Source organism: Maribacter sp. Hel_I_7 (genome assembly GCF_000688315.1).
GTDB classification, from domain to species: Bacteria; Bacteroidota; Bacteroidia; order Flavobacteriales; family Flavobacteriaceae; genus Maribacter; species Maribacter stanieri.
This window is the reverse complement of sequence record NZ_JHZW01000003.1, coordinates 742,078-758,981: the sequence shown is the minus strand read 5'-3', so window position 1 is coordinate 758,981 and position 16,904 is coordinate 742,078. Positions and strand designations below refer to the sequence as shown.

The following is a 16,904-nucleotide window of genomic DNA, read 5'->3' as shown; positions in this document are numbered from 1 at the left end:
TCACATAAAAAAGAGCCGTGAATACGGCTCTTTTCAATTCTATAAATGAAAGAAAAATTATTTTTCTAACATAGCAGTTTCATTGGGCTTGCTATATTCTTGAACTAAAAATTCTAAATTCTCTCCATGCTCATTGGTAAAAACATAAGTTGTTTTATCATTCGTAGTTTCTTTGCTTGTTAAACTCACATTTTCTACGATTTTTAAATTTTCTCCTTCGTTCATGGCTACAACCAATTCGTCATTTTTTGAAACGAGTACAAAATCTTCTGGCGTTTTAGATTCATAGCTAAAAACTATTTTCTCATCGAATTCATCATCGTCATCATTATCAATTTGTACTGTCTTAATAATAGTGGAAACACTGTCCACTACCCTATCTTGATCAATTTTTGCTGCATCTACTTTTGCACTTTCTACAGTATTAAGTCTTTGAGTCGTAATTTCTACTGTATTCTTCACCAATTTCTTACCATCATTAATGGTATAGGATTTTGAAATTTTGGTATCTAAAAGTTCTTGATTTTCCTCTTGTGCCATTAGACTTCCTGTTACCAAGAGCATTCCGACAAGCGACATATAAACAGATTTCATTTTCATATATATTATTTTTAAATTTAAATTAGATTTAAAAGTAGTTTTAAACTGTACTTTTAAATCACTCACGTCTAGTATTTTAGACATCAGCAAGATATATGAAATGTTAATTTATGAGTGACCCATATAAATTAATATTTAATTGGATTCCTTTTAATAGCAGGCGTTAAAGTTTGTTTTGGGTAATTTGAAATATGGTATTACAACCATTTTTTCTTTTTAAAATAAATCATCATACCTATAAATAAAACGATCATAACTACCCATACTACTTGGTAACCATATTCATAATGAAGTTCTGGCATGTGGTCAAAGTTCATTCCGTAGATACCGGCTATGAATGTCAACGGAATAAAAATAGAAGCCATAATGGTTAATACCTTCATTACCTCGTTCATTTTATTACTCATATTACTCATGTACATCTCCATTAAACTCATGGACATTTCGCGGTATATTTGTAAACTTTCATTGATTTCAACGGTATGGTCATGAACATCACGTAAAAATAATTTTGTGTCTTTGGTTATTAGTGGATTATCAGTATCTATTAGTCTGCTTATTAATTCCTTTACGGGGAATATCCACCTTCTAATTTTTAGCACTTCTTTTTTTAATTGTTGTATGTTTTTTGCAACAATAGGTTCTGGATTATTATAGACTTCTTCCTCTAAAATTTCAATTCTATTGTTTAAGTTTTCTACGGCTAAAAAATAATTATCTACGATTGCATCTAATAAGGCGAAGAATAAGTAATCTGCACCTCTACTTCTAATACGACCAAGCTTACCTGTAATACGTCCTCTTAAACCATCAAACACATCTTCCTTTACCTCTTGGAAAACCAAAACAGTATTCTCATGTAAAACAATTGCTACATGTTCACCCACTATTTCATCTTCTTCAGTTATATAAAGCATACGAAAAACCGCAAAAATATAATCGTCATACTCATCTATCTTAGGTCGCTGCTCAGTATTTACAATATCTTCGAGTACTAACGGGTTTAAATTAAAATGCTTTCCTAGCTTTTCTATAAAGGGTTCGTCTGAAATGCCCACTATATTGATCCAAGATATTTTTTCGGCACGTTCTTCTTTAATAAAAACTTCTAAGTCTTTAAATTCTTTAGTTTCAAATCCGTCGGCATTATATGTAGTACTATAAATAAGACTATCTCCACGTTCCTTATCGCCCATGTAACTAATGGTTCCAGGAGCTTTACCCATTTTATTTTGCTGGCGAGATTTTTTCTTTTTACGCTTAGGGAAATTGAGCTTCTTATTTGTAGCCATGTAGTATTTTTTATAAATATATTAAATCTAAAACCTATTTATTAAAGTGAAGTTGATTCAACATCAATCCTGATCCAGGAGCTATGGTATTTAATTTTAGTTCAGAACCTGTTAGTAAAGATGCTTTAATATCTTCAAGTGAAAGTTCACTTTTACCTAGTTGAACAAGAACACCCATTATCATTCGAATTTGATACCTCATAAATCCGCTTCCTTTAATTTTTAAGATATAACTATGTTCGGGAAAGAAATTTGCTGTCAAAATATCATTTTCAACAATGCTACAAGATTCAATTTTACGTACAGTTTTTGTATTTGGTTTTAAAGATGCGGTATACACGGTAAAATCGTGTGTACCTTCAAATAACTCGGCGCCTTCCATCATAAGTTCTATATTTAATGGATCAATGTAATTAGTGATGAAAGGAGCACTAAACGGGTGATTTTTAGATCCAAAGGAAAAAAAATAATGATACTCTTTTGTTTTACTATCCTTAATAACATTAAAGTCTTGATCAATAGGTTTTACGGAAAGCAACCGTATATCTGACGGTAAATTCTTATTGAAATCTAAAATAAAATTGTCAAGATCATCAAGCTCTTTCTCTACAAAAAGTTCAAAAGCACCATCTAATGAAGATACTTTTGCATCTGTTCTACCAGCTCCTAATATCTTAAAAGCTTCATCTGGATATAAAAATGTAAACGTTTTATTAAGCATCCCGGCAATTGTGCGTAGCTTGGGTTGAACCTGCCATCCATTAAATCTAAAGCCCAAATATTGTAAACGTACTAAATAGCAAAAGCGCTCTTTCTTCATATATGTAAAAGTAATTACAATAAATATAGATGCATATATTTAGCGTAATTAGTCTTAGTAAGTTTTTTTTGTAAATTGATATTCATAAATACCTTCTTATTAATAGTTTATGACAATTCTTACAAACGAACCGCCAAAGTGGTTTTGGGCAGTTTCTGTTTTTACGTTGTTTTTTAGTTTCTGTGGTATTATGACGTTTGTTAGCGAGTTATTTATGTCTAACGAAGTTTTCAAAAGTCTTACAGCTGAAGAAAGGTATTTTCAAACCCATAGACCTTTTTGGGTTTTAATTGTATTTGGCATAAATGTTATTTGCGGTAGCATTGCGGCAGTGCTAATTTTGCTTAGAAATAAGTTGGCTTTCAAATTTGGTATTATAGCAATGCTATGTACCTGTATTCAAATTCTGTATTATAATTTGTTTACTTCTATAATGGATGTAATCGGGATTATAAATATGCAATATCCACTCATTATATTAATTACCAGTGTCTTATTGTTATTGTTTGTAAAATATAGTATTATTAAGAAGTGGTTATCTTAGAATTAATTACTTGAACAACAAACTTTACCGTTCATCGAATTGTTTAAAATAATCGAAAAACATACCCGTTCTTGAATCGAAATTATGGTTCCCCTAAGGCCATATAAACTTTTTTTTATGAATTCTATTAAAGGAATATTTACTTGGAAGCGTACATTAATTGTCTCAATTGCCGTACTATTTTTATTGAACATTTTTAGTTTCTACGGTCTGTACACTAATAAGTTTTATTTCTTTAAAATTGATAACTATATCTTTCCATTGCTATCAATAGTACATTTCGTATTTCTTTATGTGCTATGGTTTAAAATTAGCGAGAAAGAGTTGAGTGATCCACCTATGAGAACTTTAGAGTACGTTCTTTATATTATTTCATTGGTATATATCTACAAATTAGTTGAAACTATCATAACAGTATCAAGCTATTCAGATTTCGAAAATCATCTTATTCCTAGTACATTTTTACCATTAGGTTTTTTAATGATGGTTTTATACGCTATGCTACTACTAGTAACATTTTTAGCAGTACTTTATAGAAAAGAAATTGTAGGTACCTATTTATTTGACGATATGAACCAACATGTAGATCACTGGAAATAAAGGTTATCTAAAATATATTGAAACCCTCACAAGCAATTGTTGAGGGTTTTTTAATTAAAATAAGATATTAATCCGCTATTTAAGGACTCTAATTACACGACCTGCATAATAAAAGATATTTACCCGCTGTAATTATCATTATAAACTTCGACTTACTAATAGGTTAAATTACATAGTATTAGCTATTTTCTTTTAGATGTGATTTTTCTGTGATACTTTTTTTCTTTATTCGTACTTGATTATGAAACGTATACTTATTATTGAAGATGATTCTGAAATCATTAAACTTTTAGAACTGCATCTATCTGATGTTAGTTATGAAACCACCATGGCAATGGATGGTATTGAAGGGTTAAAATTAGCCCTTGAAAATGATTATGATCTCATATTATTAGACCTAACATTACCAGGTTTAGATGGAGTAGAAATTTGTAGAAAATTACGAGCTACCAAAAACACTCCTGTAATTATGTTAACCGCAAAATCTGAAGAGATAGATAGGGTTTTAGGACTTGAGATTGGTGCTGATGATTACATGACCAAACCTTTTAGTATAAGAGAACTTTTGGCTAGGATAAAAGCCGTACTTAGACGCACAAATGAACCTAGCAAAAAGCAAGAAGATACTTCAATCATTTTTGCTGAAGGACTATCAATTGATATAGATAAGAGAAAAGTAGTACTTGATGATTATAAGATAGAGCTGTCCCCTAAAGAATTTGAACTACTGGTATTAATGGCTTCTAACCCAGGTAGAAACTATACTAGAACAGAACTGCTTAACATTATTTGGGGTTATAATTTTGAAGGGTACGAACATACGGTAAACTCTCACATCAATAGATTACGTGCCAAAATTGAATCAGACATGGCCAATCCTAATTATATATTAACAACTTGGGGTGTTGGTTATAAGTTTAATGAAGAGATAATAGCATAATGAATAAGGAAAAAACGCTAACACCAAAACTTATTAAAAAATTGTGGCTCGCATTTGCCTTGCTAATAATTTTAATGGGTGCATCATATATATTTATAACGGGATACCTTACCTTAAACTACAACGAAGCAATAACACAGCGTATGAATGCTGATGTTGCCAATCATGTAATTCAAGAAAAATTTGAAAATGCGGCTCCATTTTTAGAAGATGGTACTGTCAACAAAGAACTTTTTGGAGACTTAATGCACGATATGATGGCCGTTAACCGTGGCATAGAAGTTTATTTATTAAATAAGTCCGGAGACATCCTTTACTCGGTCGTTTTAAAACATAACGAAAACGAACCTATGAAATCTGTGACTTTAGCGCCAATAGAAAAATTCATTAATACTGAAGGGGAAGAATTTGTTTTAGGTGACGATCCATTGAATCCTGAAAAGCAGAACATATTCTCGGCAGCTCCTTTTTCCATAGATGGTCATGAGGGGTATATCTATATTATTGTTGCCGGAAAACAGTTAGAGCTTATTAGTGATAGCCTATTTGGTACTTACTTTACCAAATTAAGTATTGGTGCAATGGTCTTAACTATGCTCTTTGCGGCACTAATTGGCATATTAAGTATTTGGTTCTTGACCAAGAATCTTAGATTGATTACACATACCGTACGTAAATTTCAAGAAGGCGATCTTGATATAAGAATAGCGAATCCAGAAGAATCTGATATAGAAGTTGTGGCGTTGTCTTTTAATAAGATGGCAGATACAATTGTAGAGAATATGGATAAGATGAAATCTGTAGATAATCTACGTAGAGAATTAATTGCTAATGTTTCTCACGATCTAAGAACACCATTAGCAGTTTTAAAGGGCTATATAGAGACCCTTCAAATAAAGAAAGACACGCTAACAGAGCTTCAAAAAGAAGAATATTTACAGATTACCCATGACAACATTGATAAGTTATCTAGTCTGATTAATCAGTTGTTCGAGTATTCTAAATTAGAAGCAGAGCAGGTAACGCCCATAAAGGAACCTTTTTCAATTACAGAGCTTTCTCATGATCTTATTGCCAAATTCAAAATCTTGGCAGAGCAAAAGCAAGTACAGCTACAATTAGATAATCCAGAGGAGAACTATATGGTTTATGCCGATATAGGTTTAGTTGAAAGGGCATTACAGAACCTAATTGAAAATGCTATAAAATATACCGAACCTAAAGGAAAGGTAACGTTGAGCCTTATAAAAATGGGCAAACAGATAGAAATAAATATTACAGACACCGGTAATGGTATTCCTGTAAGTGATCAACCATTTATTTTTGATAGATATAAGCAAGTCGACAACACTACCGAAAAACAAGGATTGGGACTTGGTTTGGCTATTGTTAAGAAGATTATGGATTTACACGACACTACAATTATAGTTTTGAGTAAACCTTATGAAGGAAGTTCTTTCATTTTTAAACTGCCAGCTCACCAATTACAGTAATAACAATTTTGCTATGAAGAAGAAAAAGCCCTATCTCTGTTGGATAGGGCTTTTTTTTAAAATTTAGATGTCTTTTAAGAAACTACTATAGAGGTCTTTAAATTCAAATCCATCGGTAAATCGTTGTTTATTCAATTTCTTGTAAGAGACCAATCCCCACAAAAGAAGCTCTTTTAAGAAGTAAGTATCTTTTGCATCATAATCTGGTTGATGCTCTTTCAATAATTGATTCAATGCAGGTATACTATCTAAAGCACGTTTGTACTCTTCGTCAGTAAAATCGTCCATCAATTCAAAACCTTCACCTTGAAAAAACCAATGTAACAATTCATCATAAACCGTTTCTTCATCTTTACGTTCCAGCTTATTGATTTTCGGGAAATATGTTGGGAATAATGTTTTAACAGCGTCATCTATTAAAATTGCCGCTACTCCGTCTGCCCCCTCCTGCTCTCCTTCATAAACCAACTCTATTTTACCAGTAATAGAAGGAATAATCCCAAGGAAATCACTTAATCGTACCATGGTGTGATTACCGCCATTTAACAATGACCTACGCTCTGCTGTACTTAATAAGTTTTCAAAAGCTGTAATACTTGTACGTGCACTTACACCACTTTTTGCATCTACATATTCACTTTCTCTAGCTTCAAAAATAATCTGCTCCAGTAAATCTTTAGCCAAGTCTGGTACATAAACAGCATCGGTTTGTCTAGAATCTAATTTTGCTTCTTGCTCGGTAATTTTTCTTGCAGTTTCAACATCATCAGGATAATGTGTTAATATCTGAGACCCAATTCTATCTTTTAGCGGCGTAACAATACTACCTCTATTGGTATAATCTTCTGGGTTTGCCGTAAATACAAACTGAATATCTAAAGGCAATCGTAATTTAAAACCACGAATTTGAATATCACCTTCTTCCAAAATATTGAATAATGAAACCTGAATGCGTGCCTGTAAATCTGGCAATTCGTTGATAACAAAAATACAACGGTTAGCACGTGGTATCATTCCGAAGTGAATTACTCTATCATCTGCGTAAGATAACTTTAAGTTAGCTGCTTTTATAGGATCTACATCTCCGATTAAATCTGCTACCGTAACATCGGGAGTAGCCAATTTCTCAGCAAAACGCTCGTCTTTATGCATCCAAGTTATAGCCGTATCGTCACCTTTTTCTTTAATAAGCTCCATGGCATATCTAGACATCGGTTTCATAGGGTCATCATTAATTTCTGAACCTTCTACTACCGGAATGTACTCATCTAATAGATTCACCATTAAATGCGCCAAACGTGTCTTTGCCTGACCACGAAGTCCCAATAAATTTATATTATGACGAGAAAGAATGGCACGTTCCAATTCTGGAATAACAGAATCTTCATACCCCCAAACACCTGGAAACGCATCTTCTCCTTTTTTGATCTTTACAATAAGGTTATCTCGCAACTCATCCTTAACGCTTTTTGTTTGGTAACCGGCAGCTTTTAACTCCCCTAGTGTATGTATGTTTTTATAATCTAATTTCATAAAATATATTCTCTTAGTCTTATTTCAATCTTTTTTTTCTGTTCGCTTCATAATCTTCAAATATCATTTCACCCAACCCTTTTAATCCGGTAAAAAATGCCTTGCCTTTATTAGCTTCGGTAAAATGGCGAATAAACTGCATTAAATACGGGTCTTGGGCAATCATGAAGGTAGTAATTGGTATATGTAATTTACGTGCCTGCCGTGCCATATTGTAGCATTTCTCCACAATAAAATCATCTAAACCAACACTGTTCTTATAATACGTACCATCTGGCATGCGCAAGCAACTTGGCTTGCCATCGGTAATCATAAAAATCTGCTTATTGGTATTTCGCTTTCTACGCAACATATCCATTGCCAATTGTAAACCAGCCACAGTATTGGTATGGTAGGGACCTACTTTTAAATACGGAAGGTCTTTAATAGGTATTGGCCAGGCATCATTACCAAAAACCAAAATATCTAAAGTATCCTTTGGGTATCTGGTCGTAATTAATTCTGCAAGTGCCATTGCCACTTTTTTTGCTGGTGTAATACGATCTTCGCCATACAAAATCATACTATGGCTAATGTCTATCATTAGTATAGTACTCATTTGAGCTTTATGTTGTGTATCCTCTACAACAAGATCATCTTCGCTTAATTGAAAACTACCCACACCATGATTAATTTGGGCATTTTTCAGACTCTCGGTCATAGATATGTTTTCTAGACCATCACCATATCTGTACTCTCTCAAATCTCCAGTATGTTCATCACCCTGTCCAGATTTACCAGTTTTATGATTACCGGCACCACTACGTTTTAACTTCCCGAATATTTGATCTAGCGCACGCTGGCGAATAATACGTTCCATTTTTGCGGTTATGGAAATATCTCCACCGCCAGAACCCTCTTCACCATCTTGTCCGTCTCCTCCACCATCTTTAAACTCCTCTCGTATATACCCTTTAGCCTTTAAATCTTCAATAAAATCCTCTATGGTATAGTCTTCTGTGGTAAGTTCATATTCCTTATCCAATTCGCGTAACCAATCTATAGCCTCGTCAAAATCCCCAGATGTATGTGTAATAAGCTCTTGAAAAATATCAAATAGCTTGTCAAAAATCGATTGTTCGGGAGCTTCGTAAGTTTCAAAGCGGAATCCTTTTCTTTCATTCATAGCCATAGTATAAAATTAACGCTTTTAGGCTGGATGCCCCTGCTATTTAAGAAATGTTAACGTTGTTGTTTAATATTCGCTTTTCGCTAGACGCTAAGCGCATGACACAATTCTCTATTTCCTATGCGTTTAGCGAATGGAGCATCGCGTTCTCAAGTTCGTCATTGCGAGGAGCATTTTAGCGACGAAGCAATCTGTTTGTTTCGTGTACTTAAGATTCATATTGCAATGCATAAATGCGATATGCGCGTGGCGCAAAGCGTTCATCGCATTACGAGAGACGTTATTGAGTTCGTCATTGCGAGGAGCTTTTTAACGACGAAGCAATCTGTTTGTTTCGTGTTTCAAATGTACAGATTGCTTCGCTGTGCTCGCAATGACATTAAATTAAAGTAACTTCGAGCAAAAGCAAAACTATCAACGAAAAATTGACATTAATTAAGCAGTTTCAAAGTTTTTTAAATACTCCACCAATATGGATTAATAAACAGTTTGGAATAGAACAGTTTAATTTTCCAGCGGTAAATTTGGAAAACTTCTCTCCTACACCAATACCCGATAATTTAAGATTAGGGCATCAGATGGAATCTGTCTGTAAACAGTTGTTAGCGCATTCTTCTCAGTTTAATGTACTGGTGTATAATTTACCTATACGAGAAGGAAAACAAACCCTTGGTGAAATTGATTTTATACTTAAAGATGCTACTACCAAACAGGTTATACATGTAGAATTGACCTATAAATTCTATATCATAAACCCAGATATAACAGAACCTATACACCAATTAATAGGACCCAATAAAAGTGATGCATTCTTTATGAAAATGGAAAAAATAAAGAACAAGCAATTTGCATTATTAGATTCAGAAGCTGGTACAGCTGCATTATCCAGTTTAAATATTGAAGCTTCTAACCTGAAACATCAAACATGTTTTAAGGCGCAACTCTTTAAACCTTACAACTTAGAAGCTTTACATCTAAGTCCAATAAACAAGAATTGTATTGTTGGCTATTGGTTACGGCTAAAAGAATTTACTACTGATGATTTTATCACCTGCCGATTCTATATTCCAAACAAAAAGGAATGGACTTTAAACCCAAATGTAAACGTAGAATGGATTTCATATACCGATGCACTATTAGCTATTGAATTACAACTAGCTAAACAAAAATCGCCATTAGTATGGATGAAGAAAAACAATATGCAATTTGAGAAGTTTTTTGTGGTTTGGTGGTAACAATTGCATTTTAAAATTAGTTGTTTATAAATGTTGAAAAGTAGGTTTTAAATTACCTGCTAATTATAGTACTTTTAAAATAGGGATATGTGTAATCGTTCATATATCAGCATGTTGTGCTTCATTATGACAAACCGCTAACCAATGATAAAATTCTTTAGAAAAATCAGACAAAATTTACTTTCAGAAGGTAAAACCAGAAAGTATTTTAAATATGCTATAGGTGAGATTTTCCTTGTTGTAATTGGAATTTTAATTGCATTGAGCATTAATAATTGGAATGAAAAACAAAAAGAAGAAAAGAGTGAACTATTAATACTTAAAACGCTACAAAAAGACTTTATCGAGAACAAAAAAATATTTTCAGACATAGTCGATAAACAGACCTTTGTTATTGGTAATTGTAAATCACTAATTGAATGTTTTGAAAGAAAAAATGTACAATATAAGAGAGATTCTATTGGTAGATTTATCTACTATGGGGCTTTTAATTATTATAGAGCCGAACCTATTTTGGGAGGTTATCAAGCTATGGTTGGAAGTGGAGATTTAAAAATATTGAAAAGCGAAACTCTTAAATCAAAATTAGCTTTATTTTCTGCAGAAATAAATCAAGGATTTGAAGATGAATCACTATCTATAAATTTACTAAATACACTACATAATGAATTCAAATCAATTGAAACCTTATTTTTAGACAATAAACTTAGACAATCTATTGGTTTAAGCAAGGTTAAAGAAGATAGAGAACAACAGAATATAATAATTTCAAATTTATATCAAAATTCAAATATTTTACACCCACTCTTTATGAAAACAGGTGTTGAAACTAATAGATTAAAATTGTATGCTAAAATGTTAGATTACTCAAATGAGATATTGAATTTGGTTGAATCTGAATTGAAAGAAAAAATAACTAAAGCATAACAATATGTTTAATTAATTGCTTGGTTTTCGACTACTTACAAAAATACTTGCATATTTTTATTAGGTTTTTATTTGCTAAACCAGTCAACTAATCATACACAATCAAGTTACCTGCAACCTCTAAAAGTCAACCGAATTGATAAAACGAAAAGTATTACTTACATCAGTTTTTATTATTGGAATGATTTTATTGAATTCTTGTAATAAAAAAATAGTGAGTCCGGCTAATTCCAATGCGAATACAGATTCAAAAACTACTCAAGAAAAGCCTTATTTAATCTTAATTTCACTTGATGGTTTTAGATGGGATTATGTAGAAAAATATCAGCCGCCAAATTTGAGTGCATTCATTAAAAAAGGTGTTAAGGCAGAATCATTAATACCCTCATTCCCTACCAAGACTTTTCCAAATCATTATACCATTGCTACTGGGCTTTATCCTGAAAAACATGGAATAATAGGGAATATTTTTTACGATTATAAGAAGGACACGCTCTTTAATAAAAGAAGCCCAGGGATGGCAGAAGATGGAAGCTTTTATGGAGGCTCACCGATTTGGGTAGAGGCAAATAAGGCAAATATTGTAACTGCCAGTTATTTCTTTGTAGGTACAGAAGCAGATATTCAAGGTATAAGACCAACGTATTATTATACATTTGATAATAGCGTTAAAAATGATGAAAAAGTTAATCAAACAATTCATTGGTTGAACTTGAATGAGCAAAACAGACCGCATTTAATCACTTTATATTTTGGTGATATGGATAAAGTTGGACACGATTATGGTATTAATGACGAGGAATTAAAAAAGGCGTTATTTGATTTGGATAGAAATTTAGGCGATTTGTTTAAAGGAGTATCAGAAACTGGACTTCCTATGAATATTATAATAGTTTCTGATCATGGCATGGGAAATCAGTCTACTAACAAAATTATCCCCATAGATTCCATCGAAAACGATAACTTGTTCATGACGATTGAAAATGGTACAATAGTAAACATTCATCCTAAAAAAGATGGTGAAATAGATTCTGTACTTCAGTATTTAAGACATAAGGAAAGTAATTTCAAAGCTTATAAAACTGAGAATACACCAGGTTTTGAGTACATCCCAAAAAATAAAAACTGGGGTGCAATACAATTAATACCAGACTACGGTTATCATTTTTGGAATCAAAGACGCAAAGACGCTCTTGTCGAAGCGGGTGTTACAACCTTTGGAGTGCATGGTTATGATAGCAAATACAAAGAAATGCATGGGATATTTTATGCGAATGGTCCTGCCTTTAAAAATGGCTATGAAATACCTTCGATAAAAAACATTCATCTTTATCCATTAATGTGTAAGATATTAGGCTTAGAAATTCCAAAATTAATTGATGGAGATATAAATCAAATCGAAAGCGTTTTGAAATAGTAAAGAACAAACAATAATTATAACATAAAGCCAGCAGACAACAAACCGTATAAACAATACGGACTTTGGGCTTAATTGCAGGGATCGAGTATTTTTATGAAGTCCGAAAAATTTTTGGGATTTTGCACTGAATGGGAAAAAAAACAAAACCAAATGATTTCGCCATGCACGTGGCGGAAAGCAAACGCTAGTTTTCTACCATACTATTCATGTCTAAATTGTTGTATGCAATATGATTAAATTATCTTAATGAATGAAAAAAACAATAGAATTAGCTAATAGATTTAGAGAAATTATCATAAATGGGACTTGGATAGCGAATACCAATTACAAGGACCAATTGGAAAATTTAGATTGGAAAATTGCGGTATCAAAAATTGATTCCTTAAATACTATTGCAATAATAGCTCAACACGTTCATTACTTTGTTAATGGAATCAAAAATGTCTTTGATGGCGGTAATCTTGAAATAAGAGACAAATACAGTTTTGATTTTCCTGAAATAAAATCAAAAAGTGAATGGAAATCCTTCTTGACCAAATTTTGGGAAGATGCAGAAAACCTGGCAAAATGTATAGAGCAATTACCTGATGAAAAATTAAATCAGGGATTTGTGGATGTTAAATACGGAACCTACAAGAGAAATATTGATGGATTGATTGAACACAGTTACTATCATCTTGGACAAATTGTATTGATAAAGAAAATAATATTTGCGAGGCAATAAATACTACATACAACAATGGCGATAGCAAGTAGAGTATAAAGTACTATATTTAAAAGCTCTGGCTCGTTGACCAGAAGAAAACGAAAAGTTTCATTACTTCTGCACTACGTTTAGTTAAACCGATAAGAGCGATTAATAAATTCACCGACCTGAAATAGTAATGACAAAAAAACAAAGAAAACGCATACTTAGAATAGTATTTATTATTGCAGGTGTAATGTCTTTAATGTTTGTCCCATGGGTTTTAGTAAAAGCTTGGATTCTACCACTACCTGATACTATTAAAGAACAAGTAAATGAAGCAATCGGTCATGGATTTGATGGAATGATTGTCTACGTGGACCAATCTGGTAAGCAACCAGAATTATACGCAGCAGGTTGGCACAATCGAGAAAATAAAATACCTGCCGACCCGAAAGCCTTATTCAAAATTGCGAGTATCAGCAAATTATATATAGCTGTTGCAACTGCCAAATTAGTTAAAGACAAACGTTTGTCATTGGATAAAACGCTCGCTGATTACTTACCGGAATTGAAAGGAAGGATTGCTAATGCAAATAAGATTACTTTAAGATTAATGGTGCAACACCGAAGTGGAATTCCCAATTTTACCGATACCCCTGGCTATTGGGAAGACATATCGAGAGGCAATAGGGAAACACTAGATTTGGTACTGGATAAGCCAGCTGACTTTGAACCAAATAAAAAATATAGTTATTCAAATACGAATTATTTATTGATAGGTGAAATACTTGATAAAACATTGGGATATAGCCATCACCAATACATTAAGAGTGAAATTTTGATTCCGCTTAAACTTAACAATACTTATAGTTTGCTAAGTGAAGTAGATTTAGACGATGTAATGAGTGGATATTACAAAGGTTATGATGCTGATATAAAATATAATGATTTTATAAACCCTGCCGGCTCAATGGTGGCTACAGCAGAAGATACGGGAATATTCTTGCGAGCATTAAATGACGGTTCACTATTTAATGAAGGTGAACAGGAAATATATTCATCCATTTATGTATATGAACATACAGGATTATTGCCGGGATACTCAAGCATTGCCAGGTATCACAAAGATATTGATACCGTTGTTATTCAGTTTGTAAATACTGGTGGTGGATACACTTGGAATTTATCGGAAATCGTATATAACCGGATAGTAAAAATAGTAAGAAGTAAAAAAGCTCATAACAAAATGTAAATGAGATGCAGGGTTTAGAGCAAAATCGAAAGGTCTCTGTATATTTATAATATCAACAAACCTTATGGAATTGGATTTGGACAAAAAATAAAAATAAGCCCATTCGAATATATCTTTTAGGTATTGGAAGGCAATAAACTTTAGCTTCGTGGGTATACGAACACGAAACGTTTCTTTTCTTACCTGCTATGTATGGCTCATGGGTTACCAGTAATTTTAATAATGAATTCTAATTATCAATATATCTCAGAAAGATCGATTAACCTTGATTCGGAAGATGAATTTCGCGATTTGATAAATACGCAGGGAATATTTGAAGATGAATTTTTAGAAAAAATAAAAACTCAAAGCCCAAGTTTACAATTGAAATATGACAATGATTACCTAACTCAAATTAGATATGTAAATCAACTAAACAATATCGATATTGTACTTATTAATTCAGCTAAAAGTTTTCGCTATTTTAAAAATAAAAGAAATCGAATCAACTTTTTAATACCGACAGAGAAAGAATCAAATAGTTTCATTGGTGAAGATGGTACAGCAAAATTTACAACTCCAAAATCAAATTTAATTGAAGTTCCATTTCAAATTATTGCAAAAATATCGAGAAAAGATAAACCATTTTCTTGGCTTCCATTTGAAGAATTATACATTACATATCCCATATTTTCAGGCACAAGTGAATTCATTTTTTTAGATTATAGTGAACCGTTATCTCCCGAGTTAATTGGAAATTACAAAAACATTGACTATCCATTTGGAAAAATGGACACAGCGGGAATACATAAATTCAAACGAACCAATTTATCTATCAAATCCATTAAAGATCTTAATGAAGATGAGGATTTGGATTTTGAATATTGGTACGCGGGAATATCAGGAATCCCTTTTTGGATTCAACACCCAGATATACCTAAATGTCCAAAAACAGGTAATTTAATGCGCTTTGTTTGTCAGTTGAACACTTCAGAATTAGTTAAGGTTAGCCAATCAAATCTAAAATCTAAGGAAGATTATTTTACGCAATACAATAAAAGTTTAAGATTTTGGGGTAGCGGATCTTTGTATGTTTTTATGGAGCCAATTAGCAAAGTCGTTGGACTTATTATACAAGACACTTAATTCTAAAAAACGAAATCAAATAATCTCCCTAAATGTGTTTTGTTATACAGCAATAATTAGTAGTTCCTAAATGAAAAAATGACCTATTTTAAAAGTATATTTCATCTTGTATTTAGTTTCTTGCTTAATTTATAAGATAATAAATTGGAACTTTTTTTGGAATGAATTAGTGAACTGGAATACTACACCATTCTATAAAGGGTGGGAGGTTATTTCTTTATCAGCCCTTATGTTACTTGGATTAACTGGCTTGTTAGTTGTCTTTATACTAACTAAGTATATAAAGAAAAGAAGAATATTAAATAGTGTTGAAATAGTACTAGCTATTTCTTTTTCGATTGTATTATGGTTTGTATATAAATAATTAAAGCCCCAATTTCTTGGGACTTTAGTATTCATAAAATTCATTTAAAATATGCTACTCTACCGTATAGATTATCGTATTCTTCTGAGTAACCCTAAAATAGCCATGTGCGTAATTATCTGGGTTAGTTGTGTTAATACAATTACCCTTTATTGCTACAGGCGTAGATTCAAAAAGACCGACACCACCAAGTTGATCGATTACAATATCAATATAATTGTAATAGGGTCTAGAAATACTGTGCATACTAATAGTTACCACATCACCTGGGGCTAATGGTTTTATTTCTCCCTCTTCATCATCATCATCTTCATTTATTTCGAACCACCAATCTACCTCGTTACCGTTTATAAATTCATCATCACCTGATTCTAGTATTGGTAAAAGATCTTGCGGTCTTTCATACTTAAAAAAGTAATTATCCCCTTCCGCTTCAAAATCATTAAAAACAATATGTAATTCAATGGTTTCATCATCAAATCCATCTTCCGTATCTTGAAATACATCTATAATATCTGCCACCGGATTCATAGTGTCATTTGCAGTATATGATTGTCCGTCATAAATAATTTCTAAGGTATAACTAGCGTCCAATTGCGGATTAAATGTATCAGTAGTATAAGTACCATCAGCTTGGTCTGTAAAGAGATAAACTTCTCCATTGACATCATTGGTTACAGAAACCTGTGCTCCAACTACATCTGTACTTTGGGTATCAAAAAACGGTGTAGAAGTACGTAACGTAATGGTTTGCTCATTACCGGTAGTACCTTTTTCCCAATCTAGAGAAGCTTCTACCACCAAACGTATAGTATCTGTCTGTACATCAACATCAATCACATCTGTACATGAAACTAGAGTACATAAAAACAAAAGTGCTATAAATTTTATTGGATTTTGCAT

At 32.4% G+C, this 16,904-nt stretch carries 15 protein-coding genes; 9 read left to right on the top strand and 6 right to left on the bottom strand.

The genetic code is table 11. The features are described 5' to 3' along the window. Positions 1-57: 57 nt before the first annotated feature. The 3 genes from P178_RS0114890 to P178_RS0114880 form a co-directional block, all read right to left on the bottom strand. Entirely contained in the window at positions 58-600 is a 543-nt protein-coding gene (locus P178_RS0114890; protein ID WP_155941653.1) for a hypothetical protein, read from the bottom strand. A gap of 197 nt (positions 601-797) precedes the next feature. Further along, entirely contained in the window at positions 798-1,892 is a 1,095-nt protein-coding gene (corA, locus tag P178_RS0114885) for a magnesium/cobalt transporter CorA (protein WP_027066958.1), read from the bottom strand. Between the two features lie 34 nt (positions 1,893-1,926). Then, positions 1,927-2,712, bottom strand: a complete 786-nt coding sequence (locus P178_RS0114880; protein WP_027066957.1) for a tRNA pseudouridine synthase A — start codon at positions 2,710-2,712, stop codon at positions 1,927-1,929. Between the two features lie 661 nt (positions 2,713-3,373). Between P178_RS0114880 and P178_RS0114870 the strand changes: the two genes are divergently transcribed. The 3 genes from P178_RS0114870 (at position 3,374) to P178_RS0114860 (ending at position 6,289) form a co-directional block, all read left to right on the top strand. After that, positions 3,374-3,856 (top strand): hypothetical protein, encoded by a 483-nt coding sequence (locus P178_RS0114870; RefSeq protein ID WP_027066955.1) that lies wholly within the window; start codon positions 3,374-3,376, stop codon positions 3,854-3,856. A gap of 241 nt (positions 3,857-4,097) precedes the next feature. Continuing rightward, a complete protein-coding gene (locus P178_RS0114865) occupies positions 4,098-4,796 on the top strand; it encodes a response regulator transcription factor (RefSeq protein WP_027066954.1) in 699 nt (232 codons plus the stop codon). Next, positions 4,796-6,289, top strand: a complete 1,494-nt coding sequence (locus P178_RS0114860; protein WP_027066953.1) for a sensor histidine kinase — start codon at positions 4,796-4,798, stop codon at positions 6,287-6,289. Before P178_RS0114865 ends, P178_RS0114860 begins: the two co-directional genes overlap by 1 nt. 63 nt (positions 6,290-6,352) lie before the next feature. Here the strand turns inward: P178_RS0114860 and P178_RS0114855 are convergent, their stop codons facing one another. Both P178_RS0114855 and P178_RS0114850 read right to left on the bottom strand, forming a co-directional pair. Further along, positions 6,353-7,822, bottom strand: coding sequence for a magnesium chelatase (locus P178_RS0114855; protein ID WP_027066952.1), 1,470 nt, complete (start codon positions 7,820-7,822; stop codon positions 6,353-6,355). A gap of 19 nt (positions 7,823-7,841) precedes the next feature. Continuing rightward, entirely contained in the window at positions 7,842-8,993 is a 1,152-nt protein-coding gene (locus P178_RS0114850) for a vWA domain-containing protein (RefSeq protein WP_027066951.1), read from the bottom strand. Positions 8,994-9,415: 422 nt separating this feature from the next. On the opposite strand from P178_RS0114850, the gene P178_RS0114845 reads away from it, so the two are divergent. The 6 genes from P178_RS0114845 to P178_RS0114820 all read left to right on the top strand — a co-directional run bounded on the left by P178_RS0114845 (position 9,416) and on the right by P178_RS0114820 (position 15,637). Continuing rightward, entirely contained in the window at positions 9,416-10,225 is an 810-nt protein-coding gene (locus P178_RS0114845; protein WP_027066950.1) for a DUF1853 family protein, read from the top strand. A 144-nt stretch (positions 10,226-10,369) separates the two neighbouring features. After that, positions 10,370-11,152, top strand: coding sequence for a DUF6090 family protein (locus P178_RS22715; RefSeq protein ID WP_027066949.1), 783 nt, complete (start codon positions 10,370-10,372; stop codon positions 11,150-11,152). Positions 11,153-11,288: 136 nt separating this feature from the next. Next, positions 11,289-12,569, top strand: a complete 1,281-nt coding sequence (locus P178_RS0114835) for an ectonucleotide pyrophosphatase/phosphodiesterase (RefSeq protein WP_231500553.1) — start codon at positions 11,289-11,291, stop codon at positions 12,567-12,569. Positions 12,570-12,822: 253 nt separating this feature from the next. After that, the gene (locus P178_RS0114830) at positions 12,823-13,296 is read left to right on the top strand and encodes a DUF1572 family protein (protein ID WP_027066947.1); all 474 of its coding nucleotides are present in this window, start codon (positions 12,823-12,825) and stop codon (positions 13,294-13,296) included. A 160-nt stretch (positions 13,297-13,456) separates the two neighbouring features. Continuing rightward, complete coding sequence (locus P178_RS0114825) at positions 13,457-14,512, top strand: serine hydrolase domain-containing protein (RefSeq protein WP_036146935.1); 1,056 nt, start codon at positions 13,457-13,459, stop codon at positions 14,510-14,512. A gap of 192 nt (positions 14,513-14,704) precedes the next feature. Continuing rightward, complete coding sequence (locus P178_RS0114820) at positions 14,705-15,637, top strand: hypothetical protein (RefSeq protein ID WP_027066945.1); 933 nt, start codon at positions 14,705-14,707, stop codon at positions 15,635-15,637. Positions 15,638-16,055: 418 nt separating this feature from the next. Here the strand turns inward: P178_RS0114820 and P178_RS0114815 are convergent, their stop codons facing one another. Next, on the bottom strand, positions 16,056-16,904 hold the full coding sequence (locus tag P178_RS0114815; RefSeq protein ID WP_027066944.1) for a DUF4249 family protein: 849 nt from the start codon (positions 16,902-16,904) through the stop codon (positions 16,056-16,058).

What these genes read in the sequence shown, in the direction of transcription:
- P178_RS0114870 (WP_027066955.1), top strand. Translation starts at nt 3,374, where the DNA reads ATGAATTCTATTAAAGGAATATTTACTTGGAAGCGTACATTAATTGTC.
- P178_RS0114890 (WP_155941653.1), bottom strand. Translation starts at nt 600, where the DNA reads ATGAAAATGAAATCTGTTTATATGTCGCTTGTCGGAATGCTCTTGGTA.
- P178_RS0114880 (WP_027066957.1), bottom strand. Translation starts at nt 2,712, where the DNA reads ATGAAGAAAGAGCGCTTTTGCTATTTAGTACGTTTACAATATTTGGGC.
- P178_RS0114860 (WP_027066953.1), top strand. Translation starts at nt 4,796, where the DNA reads ATGAATAAGGAAAAAACGCTAACACCAAAACTTATTAAAAAATTGTGG.
- P178_RS0114825 (WP_036146935.1), top strand. Translation starts at nt 13,457, where the DNA reads ATGACAAAAAAACAAAGAAAACGCATACTTAGAATAGTATTTATTATT.
- corA (WP_027066958.1), bottom strand. Translation starts at nt 1,892, where the DNA reads ATGGCTACAAATAAGAAGCTCAATTTCCCTAAGCGTAAAAAGAAAAAA.
- P178_RS0114815 (WP_027066944.1), bottom strand. Translation starts at nt 16,904, where the DNA reads ATGCAAAATCCAATAAAATTTATAGCACTTTTGTTTTTATGTACTCTA.
- P178_RS22715 (WP_027066949.1), top strand. Translation starts at nt 10,370, where the DNA reads ATGATAAAATTCTTTAGAAAAATCAGACAAAATTTACTTTCAGAAGGT.
- P178_RS0114855 (WP_027066952.1), bottom strand. Translation starts at nt 7,822, where the DNA reads ATGAAATTAGATTATAAAAACATACATACACTAGGGGAGTTAAAAGCT.
- P178_RS0114865 (WP_027066954.1), top strand. Translation starts at nt 4,098, where the DNA reads ATGAAACGTATACTTATTATTGAAGATGATTCTGAAATCATTAAACTT.
- P178_RS0114850 (WP_027066951.1), bottom strand. Translation starts at nt 8,993, where the DNA reads ATGGCTATGAATGAAAGAAAAGGATTCCGCTTTGAAACTTACGAAGCT.
- P178_RS0114830 (WP_027066947.1), top strand. Translation starts at nt 12,823, where the DNA reads ATGAAAAAAACAATAGAATTAGCTAATAGATTTAGAGAAATTATCATA.
- P178_RS0114820 (WP_027066945.1), top strand. Translation starts at nt 14,705, where the DNA reads ATGGCTCATGGGTTACCAGTAATTTTAATAATGAATTCTAATTATCAA.